Origin of the sequence: Vreelandella salicampi (assembly GCF_013415105.1) — a bacterium.
In the GTDB taxonomy this organism is placed as follows: domain Bacteria; phylum Pseudomonadota; class Gammaproteobacteria; order Pseudomonadales; family Halomonadaceae; genus Vreelandella; species Vreelandella salicampi.
In genome coordinates, this window is the sequence record NZ_JACCDF010000001.1 from 321,678 (window position 1) to 339,855 (window position 18,178).

At 54.5% G+C, this 18,178-nt stretch carries 14 protein-coding genes and 2 tRNA genes; 5 read left to right on the plus strand and 11 right to left on the minus strand.

All coding sequences use genetic code 11. The features are described from left to right. Positions 1-10 precede the first annotated feature (10 nt). Genes sdhA through sdhC form a run of 3 tightly spaced genes read right to left on the minus strand, consistent with a single transcriptional unit; the run spans position 11 to position 2,505 of the window. Complete coding sequence (gene sdhA / locus HZS81_RS01550; protein WP_179928784.1) at positions 11-1,783, minus strand: succinate dehydrogenase flavoprotein subunit; 1,773 nt, start codon at positions 1,781-1,783, stop codon at positions 11-13. 3 nt (positions 1,784-1,786) lie between these two features. Beyond that, positions 1,787-2,134, minus strand: a complete 348-nt coding sequence (sdhD, locus tag HZS81_RS01555; RefSeq protein WP_179928785.1) for a succinate dehydrogenase, hydrophobic membrane anchor protein — start codon at positions 2,132-2,134, stop codon at positions 1,787-1,789. Continuing rightward, on the minus strand, positions 2,128-2,505 hold the full coding sequence (gene sdhC / locus HZS81_RS01560; protein ID WP_338401802.1) for a succinate dehydrogenase, cytochrome b556 subunit: 378 nt from the start codon (positions 2,503-2,505) through the stop codon (positions 2,128-2,130). The genes sdhD and sdhC overlap by 7 nt, the downstream gene beginning before the upstream one ends. Before the next feature lie 472 nt (positions 2,506-2,977). On the opposite strand from sdhC, the gene gltA reads away from it, so the two are divergent. Next, positions 2,978-4,264 (plus strand): citrate synthase, encoded by a 1,287-nt coding sequence (gene gltA, locus HZS81_RS01565; protein ID WP_179928787.1) that lies wholly within the window; start codon positions 2,978-2,980, stop codon positions 4,262-4,264. A gap of 105 nt (positions 4,265-4,369) precedes the next feature. Next, positions 4,370-5,251 (plus strand): NAD(P)-dependent oxidoreductase, encoded by an 882-nt coding sequence (locus tag HZS81_RS01570; protein ID WP_194249244.1) that lies wholly within the window; start codon positions 4,370-4,372, stop codon positions 5,249-5,251. Between the two features lie 402 nt (positions 5,252-5,653). Here the strand turns inward: HZS81_RS01570 and HZS81_RS01575 are convergent. The 3 genes from HZS81_RS01575 to gltX form a co-directional block, all read right to left on the minus strand. Then, a tRNA-Glu gene (locus HZS81_RS01575) sits at positions 5,654-5,729 on the minus strand. Positions 5,730-5,764: 35 nt separating this feature from the next. Further along, positions 5,765-5,840: transfer RNA gene (locus HZS81_RS01580), tRNA-Ala, on the minus strand. A 75-nt stretch (positions 5,841-5,915) separates the two neighbouring features. Next, positions 5,916-7,397: a glutamate--tRNA ligase gene (gene gltX, locus HZS81_RS01585; RefSeq protein WP_179928788.1), complete on the minus strand. Its 1,482-nt coding sequence runs from the start codon at positions 7,395-7,397 to the stop codon at positions 5,916-5,918. Positions 7,398-7,727: 330 nt separating this feature from the next. On the opposite strand from gltX, the gene HZS81_RS01590 reads away from it, so the two are divergent. Further along, positions 7,728-8,258 (plus strand): helix-turn-helix domain-containing protein, encoded by a 531-nt coding sequence (locus HZS81_RS01590; RefSeq protein WP_179928789.1) that lies wholly within the window; start codon positions 7,728-7,730, stop codon positions 8,256-8,258. On the opposite strand, the gene HZS81_RS01595 is transcribed toward HZS81_RS01590, so the two are convergent. Continuing rightward, positions 8,255-8,830, minus strand: coding sequence for a hypothetical protein (locus tag HZS81_RS01595; protein WP_241697337.1), 576 nt, complete (start codon positions 8,828-8,830; stop codon positions 8,255-8,257). The two genes, HZS81_RS01590 and HZS81_RS01595, sit on opposite strands and share 4 nt — an antisense overlap. Before the next feature lie 513 nt (positions 8,831-9,343). Between HZS81_RS01595 and dusA the strand changes: the two genes are divergently transcribed. Further along, positions 9,344-10,378 (plus strand): tRNA dihydrouridine(20/20a) synthase DusA, encoded by a 1,035-nt coding sequence (gene dusA / locus HZS81_RS01600; RefSeq protein ID WP_179928790.1) that lies wholly within the window; start codon positions 9,344-9,346, stop codon positions 10,376-10,378. A gap of 10 nt (positions 10,379-10,388) precedes the next feature. Here the strand turns inward: dusA and HZS81_RS01605 are convergent, their stop codons facing one another. Next, entirely contained in the window at positions 10,389-11,420 is a 1,032-nt protein-coding gene (locus HZS81_RS01605; RefSeq protein ID WP_179928791.1) for a succinylglutamate desuccinylase/aspartoacylase family protein, read from the minus strand. A 202-nt stretch (positions 11,421-11,622) separates the two neighbouring features. Between HZS81_RS01605 and HZS81_RS01610 the strand changes: the two genes are divergently transcribed. Then, on the plus strand, positions 11,623-12,246 hold the full coding sequence (locus HZS81_RS01610) for a TetR family transcriptional regulator (RefSeq protein ID WP_179928792.1): 624 nt from the start codon (positions 11,623-11,625) through the stop codon (positions 12,244-12,246). Positions 12,247-12,286: 40 nt separating this feature from the next. On the opposite strand, the gene HZS81_RS01615 is transcribed toward HZS81_RS01610, so the two are convergent. The 3 genes from HZS81_RS01615 to HZS81_RS01625 form a co-directional block, all read right to left on the minus strand. Further along, complete coding sequence (locus HZS81_RS01615; protein ID WP_179928793.1) at positions 12,287-15,331, minus strand: efflux RND transporter permease subunit; 3,045 nt, start codon at positions 15,329-15,331, stop codon at positions 12,287-12,289. Further along, the gene (locus HZS81_RS01620; protein WP_179928794.1) at positions 15,331-16,431 is read right to left on the minus strand and encodes an efflux RND transporter periplasmic adaptor subunit; all 1,101 of its coding nucleotides are present in this window, start codon (positions 16,429-16,431) and stop codon (positions 15,331-15,333) included. The genes HZS81_RS01615 and HZS81_RS01620 overlap by 1 nt, the downstream gene beginning before the upstream one ends. 72 nt (positions 16,432-16,503) lie before the next feature. Continuing rightward, the gene (locus HZS81_RS01625) at positions 16,504-17,973 is read right to left on the minus strand and encodes a TolC family outer membrane protein (protein ID WP_179928795.1); all 1,470 of its coding nucleotides are present in this window, start codon (positions 17,971-17,973) and stop codon (positions 16,504-16,506) included. Positions 17,974-18,178: the final 205 nt, after the last annotated feature.

Consider the following 18,178-nt stretch of genomic DNA (forward strand, 5'->3'; position numbering starts at 1 on the left):
ATTACGGAGATTAGTAGGTACGAACCTTTGGCTCGAACGTATCAACGGTTTTCGGCTTAAAGTTCACATCGCGCTTCTTCAGCTCTTTTGTCGCGGGGAAGTAGAGCGAGTGTTTCAGCCAGTTGACATCATCACGGTCAGGATAGTCGTAGCGTGAGTGAGCACCACGGCTTTCATTACGCTCAAGGGCAGCAATCGCCGTTGCTTCTGCCACTTCCATCAGGTTATCGAGTTCTAACGCTTCAACACGCGCGGTATTAAAGGCATTGGACTTGTCAGGCAGGTGGGCATTGGCAATACGGCTGCGCAGCTCATCCAGCTTTTTGACACCTTCCTGCATGTTTTTCTCTTCGCGGAAAACACCGAAAGAGGTCTGCATGATGTCTTGTAGCTCAGCTTTCAGCGCAGGAATGCTCTCGCCGCCGTCTGACTCGTTCCAGCGAGTAATACGCTTCATGGCAGATTCGATATCAGACTCGGAGGCATCCAGATATTCGATACCTTCGTTCAGCGCACTCTCGATGAACATACCCGCCGCGCGACCGAATACGACTAAGTCTAGCAGAGAGTTACCGCCCAAGCGGTTAGCCCCGTGAACGGATACACACGCCGCTTCACCGCAGGCATACAAGCCGTTAACGATATGATCGTTACCGCTATCGTCCTGAGTAATCGCCTGACCATGAATATTGGTCGGAATACCGCCCATCATATAGTGACACGTCGGCACGACCGGAATAGGATCTTTTGCCGGATCTACGTGAGCAAATGTTTTGGAAAGCTCAACGATACCAGGTAGACGTTTACCAAGGACTTCTTCGCCCAGGTGATCAAGCTTCAAGAAGACGTGGTCGCCTTTCTCGCCGCAGCCGCGACCTTCCAGAATTTCCATGACCATCGAGCGCGCGACAACGTCGCGACCCGCCAGGTCTTTGGCATTCGGCGCGTAACGCTCCATAAAGCGTTCGCCATCTTTATTGATCAGGTAACCACCTTCACCGCGACACCCTTCGGTGACCAGCGTGCCCGCACCGTAAATACCGGTCGGATGGAACTGCCACATTTCCATATCCTGCATCGGGAAGCCGGCACGCAGCGCCATGCCGATACCATCACCGGTATTGATCAGGGCATTGGTGGTTGAAGCGTAAATACGCCCCGCTCCGCCGGTCGCCAGCACAGTGGCTTTCGACTTAACGTGAACCACTTCGCCCGTTTCGATGCACATGGCGATACAACCCACTACATCGCCCTCGGCGTTTTTGACCAAATCCACCGCGTACCATTCATTCAAGAACGTCGTATTGTTCTTAAGATTGTTCTGGTACAGCGTGTGCAACAGCGCATGACCGGTACGGTCAGCGGCTGCACAAGTACGTGCCGCCTGGCCGCCTTCACCAAAGTTCTTCGACTGCCCACCAAACGGACGCTGATAAATACGGCCGTTATCGAAGCGTGAGAACGGCAGCCCCATATGCTCAAGCTCAAAGACCGCCTTCGGGCCTTCAGAACACATATATTCCGATGCATCCTGGTCGGCGATATAGTCGCCGCCCTTGACGGTGTCATACATGTGCCAGCGCCAGTCATCATCTGGGTCTGCAGACGCAATGGCACACGTGATACCGCCCTGAGCAGAAACGGTGTGAGAGCGAGTCGGGAACACTTTTGACAGTACAGCTGTCTTTTTCCCGGACTTGGCAAGCTCGAGTGCAGCACGCAGGCCAGAGCCACCGCCACCGATGATAATGGCGTCAAATGTCAGGCTACGAAGGTTAGACATGTATCAAGCTCCCCACAGAATTTGAATGCTCCACACCAAGTAAATGAAGATGGCCAGAATAATTAGCATCTGAGCACCTACACGCACATTGGTGGATTTGAGATAGTCGGTCGTCACGGTCCAAAGGCCGACCCAGGCGTGCGCTGCCAGTGAGATAAAGGCCAGCAGAGAGAATATCCGCATCCACGTTTGGGCGAACAGGCCGCTCCAGGCGTAATAATCCAAGTCCGGATTAAACAGGAGATAGGCAACGATAAAAATCGTATAGAGCGCCAGAACCACCGCAGAGACGCGCTGAATCAACCAGTCAGACAGCCCGCTGCGGCCGAAACTTGTGATGTTAGTTACCATACCCAAACTCCTGCCAAAATAATCAGAACGGCACTGACCACGACGGTGATCTGCGCTTTTTTCACGCCGCCTTCAAGGGTGACACCGATATCGGCATCCATGAGCAGGTGCTTGATACCCGCCACAAAGTGAAAGGCGAGAGCCGATAGCAGTCCCCACGCGATCAATTTCGCTAGAAAGTTATCGGCTAGAGCGCTGCTAACAGCGTTAAAGCCAGCGGGCGAAGAGAGAGATTTACTCAGCGCCCAAAAAGCGAAGATCAGGCCAACGAACAAGATGACACCCGTGATGCGGTGGGCGATCGATGTTAATGCTGGAAGTGGAAAATGTATCGTCGAAAGGTCTAGGTTTACGGGTCGTTTGCTATTCACGGCTTTATACACACTCTTTTGGCCCGCTCTGCGACAGGTCGGGAATGGCCCGAGCGGGCAGTGGTTGCTGGAAGGGGCTCGGCCGTTGCCAAGTCGGGCACGACCACTTTCCTGCCGGTGTCGCGCGCCAAGGATTATAAGAACCTTAGCCCCCGCTGACAAACCGAACTAAGACCTTACTCGACCATGGTGCAATGAATTTACGTCTTAGTCGGTCGATTTTGCACTGCAGCATCGCTATAGTGGATACGTAGTGTAAACAATACACCAAATATCTCATATACAACGATGTAGTCACGGCACGGCAATCTTATACAAATACTATTCAACAAAACAGTTTTGTCAAAACCAAACTAGCGTTTAGGCTAATTGACAATTTGTCGCACCCTTCTATAGTGGGCGAGCCTTTTCGCCGGCGCGGTATGCGAAATATCGACGTGACGTCCCAACCCGAACTCGAAAGGAGGCCACTATGGCTGACAGGAAAGCAACATTAACGGTAGACGGCCTAGATGAGCCGATTGAACTACCCATGTACTCCGGCACTCAAGGTCCTGACGTTATTGACGTACGCGGTCTAGGTGCAAAAGGCCTGTTTACCTATGACCCCGGCTTTATGGCCACCTCTTCCTGCCAGTCTGCCATTACCTATATTGATGGTGGTGAAGGTATCCTACTGCACCGCGGCTACCCTATCGGTCAGCTGGCGAAAGAGTCTAATTTTGTTGAAGTTTGCTACACCCTACTGTTTGGCGATCTACCCAATGACGAGCAGTACGCTGACTTCGAGTCGCGGATTCGCAACCACACGATGGTCCACGACCAAATCAATAACTTCTTCAAGGGCTTCCGTCGTGACGCTCATCCCATGTCGATTCTATGCGGCGTTGTCGGTGGCTTAGCCGCGTTCTACCACGACCACATGGACATCACGAAAGAAGAAGATCGCGTTATTAGTGCGGTTCGACTGATTGCCAAAATGCCAACTATCGCGGCAATGTCTTACAAGTACAACGTCGGCCAACCCTTTAACTACCCGCGTAACAACCTGAATTATGCAGAGAACTTCCTCTACATGATGTTCAGCACGCCTTGCGAGGAGTACAAGGTCAACCCGGTATACGCCAAGGCAATGGACCGCATCTTTATGCTCCACGCCGACCACGAGCAGAACGCATCAACTTCTACCGTGCGCCTTGCCGGCTCAACCGGTGCTAACCCGTTTGCCTGTATCAGTGCTGGTATTGCCGCCCTTTGGGGTCCGGCTCACGGCGGCGCTAACGAAGCCGTACTGAGGATGCTCGACGAAATTGGCGATGATTCGGAAGAGAACATCCAGCGCTTTGTCGATAAGGCGAAAGACAAGGACGATCCGTTCAAACTGATGGGCTTTGGTCACCGCGTTTATCGCAACTTTGACCCGCGCGCCAAGGTGATGAAAGAGACCTGCGACGAAGTCTTGGCCGAACTCGGCATGGCGGATGACCCGCAGCTCAAAATCGCCAAGCGTCTTGAGCAAATCGCCCTGGAAGACGAATACTTTATCGAACGTAAGCTCTACCCGAACGTCGACTTTTACTCCGGCATCATTCTTAAAGCGATGGGTATCCCGACCAACATGTTTACCGTGATTTTTGCGGTATCACGCACGATTGGCTGGATCTCCCACTGGAATGAAATGCTCAGCGATAGTTACAAAATTGGTCGCCCGCGCCAGCTTTACATCGGCCACGAGCAGCGTGACTATCCGCAAAAGTAAGCCTAAAGCAGCGGCCTTTGGCCGACTTAATGACAAAGGCCACCTTCGGGTGGCCTTTTGCGTATGCTACAAAGATAACGTCACCCTCAATAAAAGGATCGAGCAATGCGCACTATCTCCACCGTCGCCTTTATCGGCTTAGGCGTTATGGGCTATTCGATGGCAGGCCACCTCGTTCGCCAAGGCCTGACTACTCGCGTTTATAATCGCACCGCCAGCAAAGCGGAAACTTGGGTTAATGAGTACGGCGGTAGCGCTCACCCAACGCCGCAAGAGGCGGCCAAGGGCGCTGATCTGGTGCTCGTTTGCGTGGGTAACGACGACGACGTTCGCGAGGTTACCACTGGCAGTGAAGGCGTGCTGCAAAGCATGGAAAGCGGCAGTGTCTTGATTGACCATACCACCGCGTCTGCCGACCTTGCTTTAGAGCTTGATGCTGCCTGCCGTGAGCAAGGGATTGGATTTATCGATGCGCCGGTTTCTGGCGGCCAGCAAGGCGCAGAAAACGGCGCGCTCACCATTATGTGCGGTGGCGAAAAAGCCCATTTTGAACACGTCTATCCCGTGCTGGATTTATACGCGCGCGCTGTGACGCTAATGGGCGCAGCCAGCAGCGGCCAACTCACCAAGATGGTCAACCAAATTTGTATCGCCGGTTTGGTACAAGGGCTCGCTGAAGGTTTGCACTTTGCTGAGCAAGCAGGACTCGACCAACAGCAAGTCATTGACGTCATCGCCAAAGGCGCGGCTGGCTCTTGGCAGATGGAAAATCGCCATAAAACCATGATTGCCGATGAGTACGAGCATGGCTTTGCGGTTAACTGGATGCGCAAAGATTTGGATATTTGCCTGACACAAGCGCGCCGCTTAGACGCAACCCTTCCGGTGACCGCACTGGTCGATCAGTTTTACGCGGATGTTCAACGAATAGGCGGGGGTCGCTGGGACACTTCGTCGCTATTAAAGCGCCTACGCAAGATCGATTAATACTTGACTTTTTAGCCTCACCGTCTTGAACAGGGTTTTCCACACCTTCTGTGGATAACCCTGTTCATAACCACTAGAAAACGTCTCAAAAGCACCATTATCAGCGGGCTGGCCTTAAATTGGTCATTTTTTAACCTACTCTAAATTATTGTTTTTAAAGGGTTTTAATAAGAGCAGCCATTTTTATACCGAAATTCAGGCTGTTGTGCACAACCCTCCCGCATGAACAGCAAAAGTGGACAAGTCAAGCCTAAAATGGCGCTAAAAATGTATTTTTACGCGATCTATAGCAACAAAAAACCACGATACCCACATTCGCGAGTAACGCTGAAAATACAGAAAATTAGCTATGCGTCATGCGCAAACGGAATGAGCTTAAATTCCGTAAGGCAAGATAAAGAATGGCGTCCCATAGGGGGTTCGAACCCCTGTTACCGCCGTGAAAGGGCGGTGTCCTAGACCACTAGACGAATGGGACGCAGTACACAATGCAGAAAGCATTATCGATATGATTGGTGGAGCCTAGCGGGATCGAACCGCTGACCTCAACACTGCCAGTGTTGCGCTCTCCCAGCTGAGCTAAGGCCCCACATGTCGTGAAGACGGAGCGTATATTACTGATTACGCTCCGCTTCGTCAACTACTTCCGTAAACATCGTTTCTGCTACAGTTCCTGAAACTCCTTCTCAAAGCGTTTGGCTTGCTTTTTCGACACGCCCCCCAGCTCCTCAATGGCATGACGCAAGCGCGCGCGCGTCATGTCCGAGCCGAGAATGGCCATGGCATCCATTACCGACGTACTGGTTGCACTGCCGGTAATGGCGATAAACACCGGCGCTAAAAATGCTTTCATTTTTAAATCAAAGTACTCGGCAAGCGCTTTGACTTCTTCGAGTAAGACGTCTTTTTGCCACGCAGGAACCGCTTCAAAGCGCCACGTCAAGAACTGGAGCAACTTGACGAGCGTCTCCTTCTCCAGCTTTACCGAATCAAAAGCGGCTTCGTTGATGGCCGGTAGTCCGGAAAAGAAGTGCCCAGCTAACGGAGCCACTTGTGACAGTGTCTCAACGCGGGGTCTTACTTGCGGCAGAATTTGGCGTACGTATGCTTCATTGAACGCCCAGTCGCGCAACGCTTGCAAAAACGCCTCGTCATCGAGATCTTCGCGAATGTAGAGACCGTTCAGCCACGTCAATTTTTCCAGATCAAATACCGGGCCGCCCAATGACACCCGCTGGACATCGAACGCTGCCATCATCTCATCGAGAGAAAACTTCTCTCGCTCATCGGGCATGGACCAGCCCATACGCCCGAGATAATTCGTGACCGCCTGGGGCAAAAATCCCATCCGGCGATAATAGTTAATTGATGTCGGGTTTTTACGCTTGGAAAGTTTTGACTTATCCGGATTGCGTAGCAGCGGCATATGGCAAAGTGTCGGCATTTCCCAGCCGAAGTACTCATACAACAGTTGATGCTTAGGCGCTGAGTTAATCCACTCTTCGCCACGCAGTACGTGGGTGATCCCCATTAAGTGGTCGTCGACAACGTTGGCCAGGTGATACGTCGGCATACCGTCCGACTTAAGCAAAATCTGGGCGTCTACCTGCGCCCACTCCACCTCAATACGGCCACGCAGCATGTCTTGCACCACGCATACGCCGTCAGTCGGCACTTGCATACGCACGACATACGGCCAACCTTCCTGCTCACGGCGACCCTTCTCTTCGGCATCCAACGCTAGATCAGCGGGCTTAAGTGCCAACTGCATGCCTGCTGCTTTGCGCGCCTCGCGCAACGCGTTGAGCTCTTCTGTTGTGCGGTAGCACTTAAACGCATAGCCGGCATCAATTAACTGCTGCGCGTATTGCGCATAAATCTCACCGCGCTCGCTCTGACGATAAGGGCCGTGAGGACCACCCACATCGGGGCCTTCATCCCATTCGATGCCCAGCCAGCGCAGCGAATCTAAAATCATCTGTTCTGACTCCGCGGTGGAGCGAACGCGGTCGGTATCTTCAATACGCAGAATGAATTGGCCGCCATGCTGGCGCGCAAAACAAAGGTTAAACAGCGCAATATAGGCTGTGCCAACATGAGGGTCGCCCGTGGGAGACGGGGCAATGCGAGTGCGTACGGTCGTCATGAATGCGTTCCTTAGAGTCTTCCTATTAAGCGTTGCGCCATTATACGCACCCAACGCAACACCAACAGCACTGCGACTAAGGAACGAGAACACAAAAAAAGCGTCTTAAAAGATAATTAAGCGTTATCGCCATTGGGATGCGCGTTACTGCACAATCGCTTACCATACGTCGACGTTACAGGGAGCAGCTATACTGACTGACAAATGGCGTCACGAAACGACGCTTTGCGGCAATAAATAGAGGCTTTAACACACCAGAATTGGCATCACCTTAATTAGGGTCGCCAATTTATTCACGAGTCGTGCAGGGCTCATCGACAGGAAAAAATAATGGAATCGCTAGGCTCACGTATTAAACACCTTAGGCTACGGGCCAAGCTCAACAAAGCGGCGCTGGCACGTGAAATCGGCGTGTCGGACGTGACGGTCTCTTATTGGGAATCTGGCGCCATCAAACAGATTGGTCATGAACGCCTCGTTGCACTTGCTGACGCTCTAGGGTGTTCGTTGGCCACCCTGCTTGAGGGTGACAACGCACCGACCTTACCTACGCTCGACCATACGGGACCACTCCCTTGGCAGCAACGCCAAGCCAAGCCGATTGACCCGGCGGGAAGCCACCTCCCGCTCAATATGTCTTGGCAACAACCGGCATTTATTGCCACACCGGGGCCAAACTCGCATTTTGCGCCCATCAAAACCGGCGATCTAGCGCTGCTGGGTCCTACCGATACGTTCAAGCAGGCCGGCTATTATGTCGTTAGCCGAGACCAGCAAACAGAAATTGTACACTTGACTCAAGCGCCTGGTGACGACGTCACGGTTCAGGCAGCCTTACTGGCTCATTGGCGTCCGATTTAAGACGCATCACTCGGGTAGGTTAAAACATCCACATCATCGCGGGTGCGTCGTGACTCACTGCCAATCACTATGCGGCGTGAGTACTCCACTACCTGACCTAGACCATGGCGGGATTGTGTAACCCACTCTCCCGCCAAATATTCGCCTTCCGGGCCAATGCGTTGGCGCACTTGCGAGGACTGAACGCTCGCTTCCATCGATGCCACGCTTAGGCGGTAGACCCCATCTGGCAGACCACTCCCCGGCCCTAGCGGCCCTACGTGAAAGCGTCCATCTTCCACTTGCGTCCGTTCGCGCCAACGAACGCCGCTCTGCTCGCGTTCCACCATAACGTTGACCTGCGTGTCATCAGGCAAATTCGTTTCGCCACTGACCGTGACGCGGCGGTCTGTACGCAACCCTATCGTCGTCTCCATCGTGACCGTAAGCGGGCTTGGTTCTGGTTCCTCGGCTTCTGGCTCACCTGACGCATTCGCGGCTTGGTTGCCCGTGGATTCCGCTGGGTCTGACGAATTTTCTGCGTCTTGTTGCTCTTCCTTTGAACCGCTGCAGGCCGTCAGCAGTACGATCAACAAAGCAACTCCCCATCGCCTTATTCGCTTTTGTCTCACTGCCGCCTCCTTTAGGTTCTGGGCACTTACCTTGCGACTCTACGCTACTGTCACGCCGTTGATGCACAACTATATGAAAAAATTCGTTCTGCCTTTTGTTTTCCGCCAAATGTTGCTGCCATCCGCCAATCGGCTTCATAACTGTGTAAAGAACCCGCATCTTTCCAAAAGGTCACACCTTTCCATTTCGCAGTCAGCTTGGCGCGGAAACGGAAAGTTCTAATTCACGACGCTTAGCCCATTCATCGGCCATGACCTTTCTAGGGAAAGTTATAGCCTCGGTGTGAGTCTTTTCCCATCACGCATAATGCGAACCTGGGCCGTATATGCGAAACTGCCGTCCTTTCTTTTTCGCTTTTTAATCGTAGTCATTGCGCATAACCTTCGCGTAGCGAATTGCACATTGAGCGCGTAGCAACTTCGTAGCAATGCATCACGCAAAACGCCGCCTAAGTACTGTAAACTTGAACAGTTATGAATGATACCACAACACCGCAAACCCGCATGAAGTCTGGCACCGCCCGCCCAGAGCTGGATAGGACTTTCTCCGTCGCGCCTATGATGGATTGGACGACGCGCGATTACAGAGCTTTCGCGCGCACCTTAACTACGCGTGCGCTGCTGTATACCGAAATGGTGACCACCGGCGCTATTTTGCATGGCTCGCCGCGTGAGCGCTTTCTGGGTCACAGTGACGTTGAACACCCCCTCGCGCTGCAACTTGGGGGTAGCCATGCGGGTGAGTTAGCCGAATGTGCCACAATTGCCGAGGATTGGGGCTACGACGAAGTGAATCTGAACGTCGGCTGCCCGAGTGACCGGGTGCAGAACAACCTTATTGGCGCGTGTTTAATGGCTTACCCAGAGAAGGTGGCCGAGGCAGTGCGGACGATGCAGGCAGCGGTGTCTATTCCGGTCACAGTGAAATGCCGAATTGGTATTGATGACCAGGACGAAGATGCCGATCTTGAGCGGTTTATCGCTATCGTCGCTGACGCAGGCTGTAAGGTGTTCACCGTCCATGCACGTAAGGCATGGCTAAAAGGTTTGTCGCCTAAGCAGAACCGCGATGTGCCGCCGCTTAACTACCCCCGCGTTCATCGCCTAAAGCAACGCTACCCTGAGCTGCATATTGGCATTAATGGCGGTATCAAGACGCTGGATGAGTGCGCAACTCATCTAAGCAGTGTGGACAGTGTGATGGTGGGTCGCGAGGCTTATCAAAACCCGTGGATGCTCGCTGGCGTCGATGAGCAACTTTATGGCGTAAAAAGCCCCGCACAAAGCCGTATGGCGGCCGCCATCGCATTTCGGCCTTATATCGCCCAGCGGCTTAACGAAGGTGCCAAACTTAACCATATCACGCGGCATTTATTGGGCCTGTTCCAAGGCTGCCCCGGTGGGCGCCGTTTCCGGCGCCACCTTTCCGAACACGCCCACAAAGAAGGCGCTGACTTACGTATTTTTGATGATGCGTTGAGCCTGGTGCGTGAGCCACAAGCAGCCTAACTCGGGCGAATTAGTAGGGCGAATCCGGCAGCGGTTCCAACGACGAATGAAATGACTCAATGGCGGTTTCCGCCTCTTCAATCGCATCAAAGCGAGCAATGTGAAAAAGCGCTTCGCCTTCATTGGCAAGCGGCAAGCGGCTCATGCCAATCACAATGCCGTCTGCTACGGCGCGTACTTCGCCTTCATCGTTACCGAAGGGGTCCGCGACCTTGCCCAGGAGCTCGCCCTTTGCCACGCGAGCACCCAAACGCACCTTGGGGCGCAGAATGCCATCTATTGGCGCCCGTGCCCAACTAGAGCCATTGGCAATCTCTGCCGGAGCCGGCCGGCGGCGACGCTGCTCACCTGCTAGCATGCCCAACCGACGCATCACGCGCAGCACGCCACGCACACCGGGGGCAATGGCCCATTCGTCAAAACGCAGCGCCTCTCCGGCTTCGTAAGTCAGCACGGGAATACCACGGTTTTGGGCGTAATGACGCAAGCTCCCCTCACGCAACTCGGCGTTAAGCACAACGGGGGCGCCAAACGCGTCGGCCATCTGCTCCGTTTCACTGCCGGGACTTAACTGCGCGCGGATTTGCGGTAGGTTCGTGCGGTGAATGGCGCCCGTATGCAAATCGATAATATGCGTGGCGCGATCCACCATTTCTTCTCGCAGCAGCGCCGCGATGCGTCCACCCAGCGAGCCAGATTCACTGCCGGGAAAGCAGCGATTTAAATCGCGCCGATCAGGCAAATAGCGCGTCTGCTGCAAAAAACCAAAGACATTGACCACCGGCACCGCGATAAGCGTACCGCGTATGCTATTAATGGCTTTTGAACGCATAAGGCGGCGTACGATTTCGACACCGTTAATCTCGTCGCCATGAATGCCGCCGCACACCAGTAACACGGGACCATCTTTACGGCCATGCACCACTTCAACCGGCATGTGCAGCTGGGTATGGGTATAAAGTTTAGCGACCGGGAAATCAATTTCTTGCCGTTGCCCGGGCTTAACGTCGCACCCGGCTAATGTAAATGGCGCTCGTGCCATATGAAGACCTGCCTTGGTATCAAACACTGTTTTCTTATCGCCGTTATACGCCCTTGAGGCGCCAGTGACGAGTAAAATCCGCCGATGCACCTCACTTTCCTGCGGTATTTTGCCGAAACGAGGTATCCATACGCTTTTGCATGTAAAACGCCGTCGAGTTGGTTAAGATATAAGCGCGTTTTATCCAGAGGCAGCGGGATTCATGGCAAGAAAAACGAAGGCAGAAGCGGCCGCTACACGCGAGGCGCTTCTTGATGCGGCCGAAGAGATGTTTATTCAGCACGGAGTCGCGCGCACGTCTTTAGAGCAAATCGCCCGCCATGCCGGCATGACCCGTGGCGCGGTCTATTGGCACTTCAAGAACAAAGCCGACTTGTTTCACGCCATGCTCCAGCGCGTACGTTTACCCTTTCAAGATTTGGTCGAAGCGCTCGACGACCCTGAGCTGGCCAAAAAACCCCTGGAAGCCATTCGCCTAGCGTGTATCAGTGGCTTTGAGCACCTAGAACGCCCCCGCTATCGTCGAGTGCATGCCATTCTAATCCATCATTGCGAAGTCTTTAGCGATATCGACCCGCTGGCCATGCAAAACGAAATGGTCGAAGAGTCGTGCGGCGCCTTACGCGATTATTTTCACTGCGCCGCACGCCTTGGCCACCTGCGCGATGACATTCCACCGGAACTCGCCGCACAACTGTTACAGTCTTTGCTCGGCGGCCTATTTCACGACTGGCTGCGCAATTACGAGCGCTTCTCCATTTATGAAGAAGGCACCCGTCTCGTGAAGGCCCAGCTATCGTTGATGCGAGCCTCACCCTCAGAGTGAGGCCGCGATTTTGCTATGGTAGTGATCTCTCCCTAATACCCTACCCCTCGTCCTTTGATTCTTGGTGTTCGCGCCCCAGCAAGATATAAAACGCTGGCAACACGAAAATGGTAAACAAGGTACCAATACCCAGTCCGGCACTGATCGTCAGACCGATGGCAAAGCGGCTTTCTGCACCCGGACCAACGGCAATCAGCAGCGGCACCATAGCGAAGATTAGCGCCACAGAAGTCATGATGATCGGACGTAGCCGGATGGCAGAGGCTTCAATCACAGCATCAATCTTGTTCAGTCCACGCTCTTTCTGCAACTGGTTGGCGAACTCGACAATCAGGATACCATTCTTGGAAACCACGCCAATCAACGTAATCAGTCCCACCTGGGTGTAGATATTCATGGTGGCGAAGCCGAGCACGATGAACGCCATGGCACCGGCCACCGACATGGGTACTGAGATCAGGATGATGAACGGATCACGCCAGCTTTCAAACTGCGCCGCCAGTACCAGATAGATGACCAGTAGCGACAGGAAGAAGGTTACTGCCAGGGCGTTACCCTGATTCGCCAGCTGCCGACTCTGGCCAGTGTAATCGTAACCGAAGCCCTGTGGGAAGGTCTCAGCTGCGGCTTGTTCCATGTAATCCATGGCGGTACCCGCTGCCACGCCTGGTTTGATAACCCCCTGCACGGTAAGGGAGTTCTGCTGGTTGAACTGGGTCCGGTTGGAAGGCTCGACGTCGTGGGTGAAGCTTACCACGCTACCTAGCGGAACCAGCTCACCGTTGTCGGCACGGACCTGGTAGTCATTCAACTTCTGTTCATCCAGACGGAATTGCTGGTCCACCTGGGGAATGACCTGATAGGACCGACCTTCCATATTGAACCGGTTGATGTAACCGCCACCGAGCATGCTCGATAGGGTCTGGCCAATGTCCTGCATGGACAGGCCGAGGTCTGCCACCCGATCCCGGTCCACCTTGATGCGGGTGATGGGCCGGTCGAAGTTGATGGATTTCTGCAGAAACATGAAGTTACCGCTGCCCATGGCCTTGCCCAGCAACTCATCAGCCACCTGGTTCAGCTGCTCGTAGCTGTTGCCAGTGGTGATCACAAACTGGAACGGCAGGCCGCCGCCAGAGCCGGGCAGAGACGGCGGCGGGAATACGGCCGTTTGCAGACCGGTGACCTTACTCAGCTCGGCATCCAGCTTGGGCTGGGCTTCGAATTGGGAAATCTCGCGCTCGCTCCAGGGAGCCATCTTGAAACCGCCGAATACGGCGTTAGGGCCGGTAATGCCGATGATCATGAAATCTTCTTGGTAGCCCGGCACCGTCGCTATGCGATTCTGGATTTCGTCGCCATGCTCCTGAAGATAATCCAGCGTCGCCGTTTGCGGCCCGAGCCCCTGATAGAACAGGATGCCTTGGTCTTCTGTGGGGGCCAACTCACTCTGGCTCATGGTTACCATGAAATAGATCGACCCAAGGACGACCACCGCAAAGAACACCACCACGGATTTAGTCTTCATCAGCGATGTAAGAGCAGCCTTATAGGCCCCTGACAGTCCATTGAAGGTACGCTCAACCAGCTGCTCAAACCGGCCAGGATTACCATGTGGCTTGAGTACCATGCCAGATAGCATGGGGGACAGCGTCAGGGCGACGATGCCCGATATCACCACCGCACCCGCGAGGGTGAAGGCGAATTCGGTGAACAGGGAGCCGACTAGGCCGCCCATGAAGCCAATCGGCGCGTATACCGCCACCAGCGTGGTGGTCATCGCAATGATCGGTACAGCCATTTCACGGGCGCCATTGATAGCGGCCTCGAAACGGGTTTCGCCCTGCTCTATGTGACGGTGCACATTCTCCACCACGATAATGGCATCATCCACCACCAGGCCAATGGCCAACACCATGGACAGCAATGTCAGCAGGTTCAGTGAGAAACCGAACACCAGCATGACGAAAGCGCCGCCGATCAGCGACAGCGGCACAGCCACCGACGGAACAATCGCCGCCCGCAAGGAGCCCAGGCAAAGGAATACCACCACCAGCACAATGACCAGCGCTTCCAGCAGTGTCTTGATGACCTCCTTGATGGAGTCTTCAATAAAATCAGAGGCATCGTAAGCTAGGCGCGCATCCAGACCTGACGGCAGTTGGCTCCGGATTTCCGGAAGCTCCGCTTTCACCAGCCCGGCGACGGTCAGCGGGTTGGCGCCTGGCGCCAGCTCGATGGCCACGTAGGTGGCCGGCTGGCCTTTGTACAAGGCGAGCTGGTCGTAGGTCTGGGAACCCAGTTCGACGCGGGCAATATCCTGCAGGCGAATTTGGGAGCCTTCGTACTGCTTGACGACTAGGTTGCGAAACTTGTCCGGATCGGCGACGTCAGTGTCGCTGGTCATGCTGATTTCAGTGTAGGTACCCTTGGTGTTACCCACCGCCGCTTGGTAGTTGTTGGCGCGGAGTTTGGCGATCACTTGCTGGGGCGTCATATCCACAGCTGCCAGCCGCTCCGGGTTTAGCCACACGCGAAGAGCAAACGTCCGGCCAAGCAGGTCTGCCTTACCGACGCCGGACAGCGCCTGGAGTTTCGGTTGCACCACCCGGGTCAGGTAATCGGTAATCTGCGGCACCGCCAGTTCTTCACTGTAGAAGGCGATGTACATCAGTGCCGTGGAGTCACCGGTAGTGGAGGTGATCACCGGGTCCTGAGCCTCGGCGGGCAGTACGTTACGCTGACTGGCTACCTTGGCCTGAATTTCCGCGAGCGCCGCGTTGGCGTCGTAGTTCAGCTCCATTTTGGCCTGAATGGTGGAGGTGCCCTGGGAGCTGGTGGACGTCAGGTAATCGATCCCGCTGGCTTCGGCAATAGCCTGTTGCAGAGGCGTGGTGATGAAGCCCTTGATAAGGTCTGAGCTGGCGCCCGGGTAAGCCGTAGTCACGGTAACCGTGGTGCTTTCTAGTTCCGGGTACTGACGGATTTCCATTTCCATGGCAGCCCGTGCACCCAACAGCAGTATCAGCAGGCTGACCACCGTTGCGAGAACCGGCCGGCGGATAAATATGTCGGTGAATCGCATTACTCAGACGCCTCCTGCGGTTGCTCGTCCTTCTGGATCTCGACCTTCTGGCCGTCACGCAGACGAAGCAGCCCCTTGGAAACCACCGTCTCACCTGCCTTCAGACCAGAGAGCACCGCTGCTTGGGTGTCACGGGTTTCGCCGGTGGTGATGGTGCGGCGGCTTACCGCTAAGTTGCCACTGTCGTCTTCTTCGACCACGAACACGAAGTCCCCATAGGTGTTGTAGGAAATGGCCGTGCGCGGCACCGTGACGACTTCGTTATCTTCCGGTTGCCGGGTCTGAATAGTCGCAAACATGCCAGGCCGCAGGCGGTTTTCTGAGTTGTCCAGGGTGGCGCGAATGCGCACGGTACGGGTTTCGGGGCTCACTGACGTGTTAATGGCACTAACTTTGCCCTCGAATGTCTCATCCGGAACTGCCGCCACCGTGGCGACCACCGGGTAGCCGGTTTCCACTTTGGGCAGATCCTGTTCCGACAGGGTATAGTCCGCGTAAATCGGGTCCAACATGTTGATTTCGACAATCGGTGTGCCGGTAGGAACATATTCGCCCTGATCCACCATGCGGATACCCAGAGTGCCGTCGAACGGTGCCCGGATGATCTTCTTGTTAAGTTGCGCCTCCGCCTCGTTTACCCGAGCCCTGGCCGCGTCAAGATTGGCTTTGGCTTCGTCGTACTGGGACTGGGACACGGCACGCTTCTCAAGCAGATTGGCTATCCGCTGGAAATCCTGTTCCGCCAACTGGGCTTCGGCCCGACGAGTGCGTAGGGCGGCTTCATCGATTTCCGAATCCAGACGGACGAGTACGTGGCCCTGTTCAACGATGTCTCCAGACTCGAAGTTGACCTCCTCAATGACGCCAGGCACTTCGTTGGCAACCTCAATGCCATTCACGGCCTCGATACTGCCCACAGCCTTGATAGCGGGCGTCCAGCTCTCCGTTCGGGCTTTGGTTGCGGAAATCTGGGTGGGCGGCTGAGCCTGGGACATCTGCTCTTCCATCTGGCCAAACTGGTAGAATTTATAGCCGAAGATGCCACCAAGCACGACGCCGAGAAAAATGATAACGATCAGAAAGCGGGAAGCAATGCGCATAGTTCAGGTCCTGTCACTCCGTATCAAGTGATGCAAGTTTCAAAAGGAAAAAAAGCGGATCGTCGACAGGCTTCAGCGCAAAGGCTGAGGCGGCTCGCCGATATCTATCACCTCATCGTAGGAGTCGCCTTCTTCAGGCAGGGTGAACTCAACGCTATCACCGTCTAGCCATGTATTAACCTCTTCCAGCGCGGCAACATCCAGCGTGCCCGCTTGCTGACGCAGGGTGAGCAAATTGATCACATAATCGTAGCGCGCACTGGCATAATCGGCGATTGCGTTGTACAAGTTTTGCTCAGCATTCAAGACATCGACGATATTGCGAGTGCCGACTTCATAGCCCGCACGCGTGGCGTCTAGCGCGCTTTGGTTGGAGACAATCGCTTGTTGGCGAGCCTCAACGGTGGATACGTTATTGCTGACCTGAGTGTAGCGTGAGCGCACTTGCTGCACGGTTTCTCTACGCTGATCTTCGAAGTCGTATTGGCTTGCTTCGAGTAAATAGGTATTTTCTTGGATAGTCGCGGTGGTGGTTCCGCCGGTGTATAGCGGAAGGCTCACGCGCACGCCTACCTGGCTATCTGAGTTATAGCCCGATACGCCATCGGTATCGTTGTCGCCGTAATTATAGTTGGCAAACGCATTCACCGAAGGAAGGCGCTGCGCCTCAGCCACTGCTAATCCGCTACGCGCGAGGTTAACGCCGGCTTGGCTTGCGAGCACAACAGGGTTGTTCTCAATAGCCGTTTCTACCCAATAGTTGCGATTGCTCGGCGTCGGGAGGTCGACGGGCATCGCCTCGCCCAACGCTTCAATGTTGTCGTAGCGCTGGCCGGTTAAACGCTCCAGCGCTTCAAAACGCACTTGCAGATCGCTTTCTGCGGCAATACGAATCGCGCGCGACTGATCAAACGCCGCTTTGGCTTCTTCCACTTCGGTAATGGCGATAAGCCCGACTTCAAATTGTTCGCGAGCTTGTTCGAGCTGACGCCCAATGGCACGCTCCTGCGCCCGACGCGCTTCAAGTAGCTCGTGGGCCCGTAAAATTTCAAAATAGGCCGTGGCGACATCAATTAACAACTGCTGCTCTGTGGCGGCCAGCTGATAAAGTTGCTGATCGATCTGGCGCTCTGCCTGTACAACCTGGCGGCGGGCGATGGCATCAAACAACGCTTGCGTGGCCTCAAGCGTTAAGTTCACACTATTGATGTTGTCATCACCGCTACTGGTTAACGCGGGAGTTGCGCCAGGTTGATCCCTGCTTTGGCTTTCATACGTGCGGCTATGGGCAACATTGCCGGTGGTATTAATCTGCGGCAATAGCGCCCCTTCCGCCGCTTCGCGGGCCGATTCCGTACTCCTGGCCACCAAACGCGACGAGGCAAGCGCTGCGTTATTATTGAGGGCATCCTGGGTAATTTTAAGCAAATCCGCCGACCATGCGGGGCTTGTCCAGGTTGCCGCCACCAGCGTTGGCAGAAGTGCCCGTCGCATCCAAGCCCCGTTGGGCGTCAACAAGAAAGCAGAAGGAAGTCGCAGCATGTCATCATCCTCATTATGATCTGTCATCAGGCACAATATACATACATTGTCGCATGTTCATAAGCGCTTACCAGTGCTCAACACGATTTTGCACGTTTTTGCCGTATTCGCTTTCTTGTTTGACTGCCTTGTTTGCCACAAAACGCACGAAGCTGAACTACGCTATGCTGCAACGCAATACTACACATAGTATCGCATTGTCACT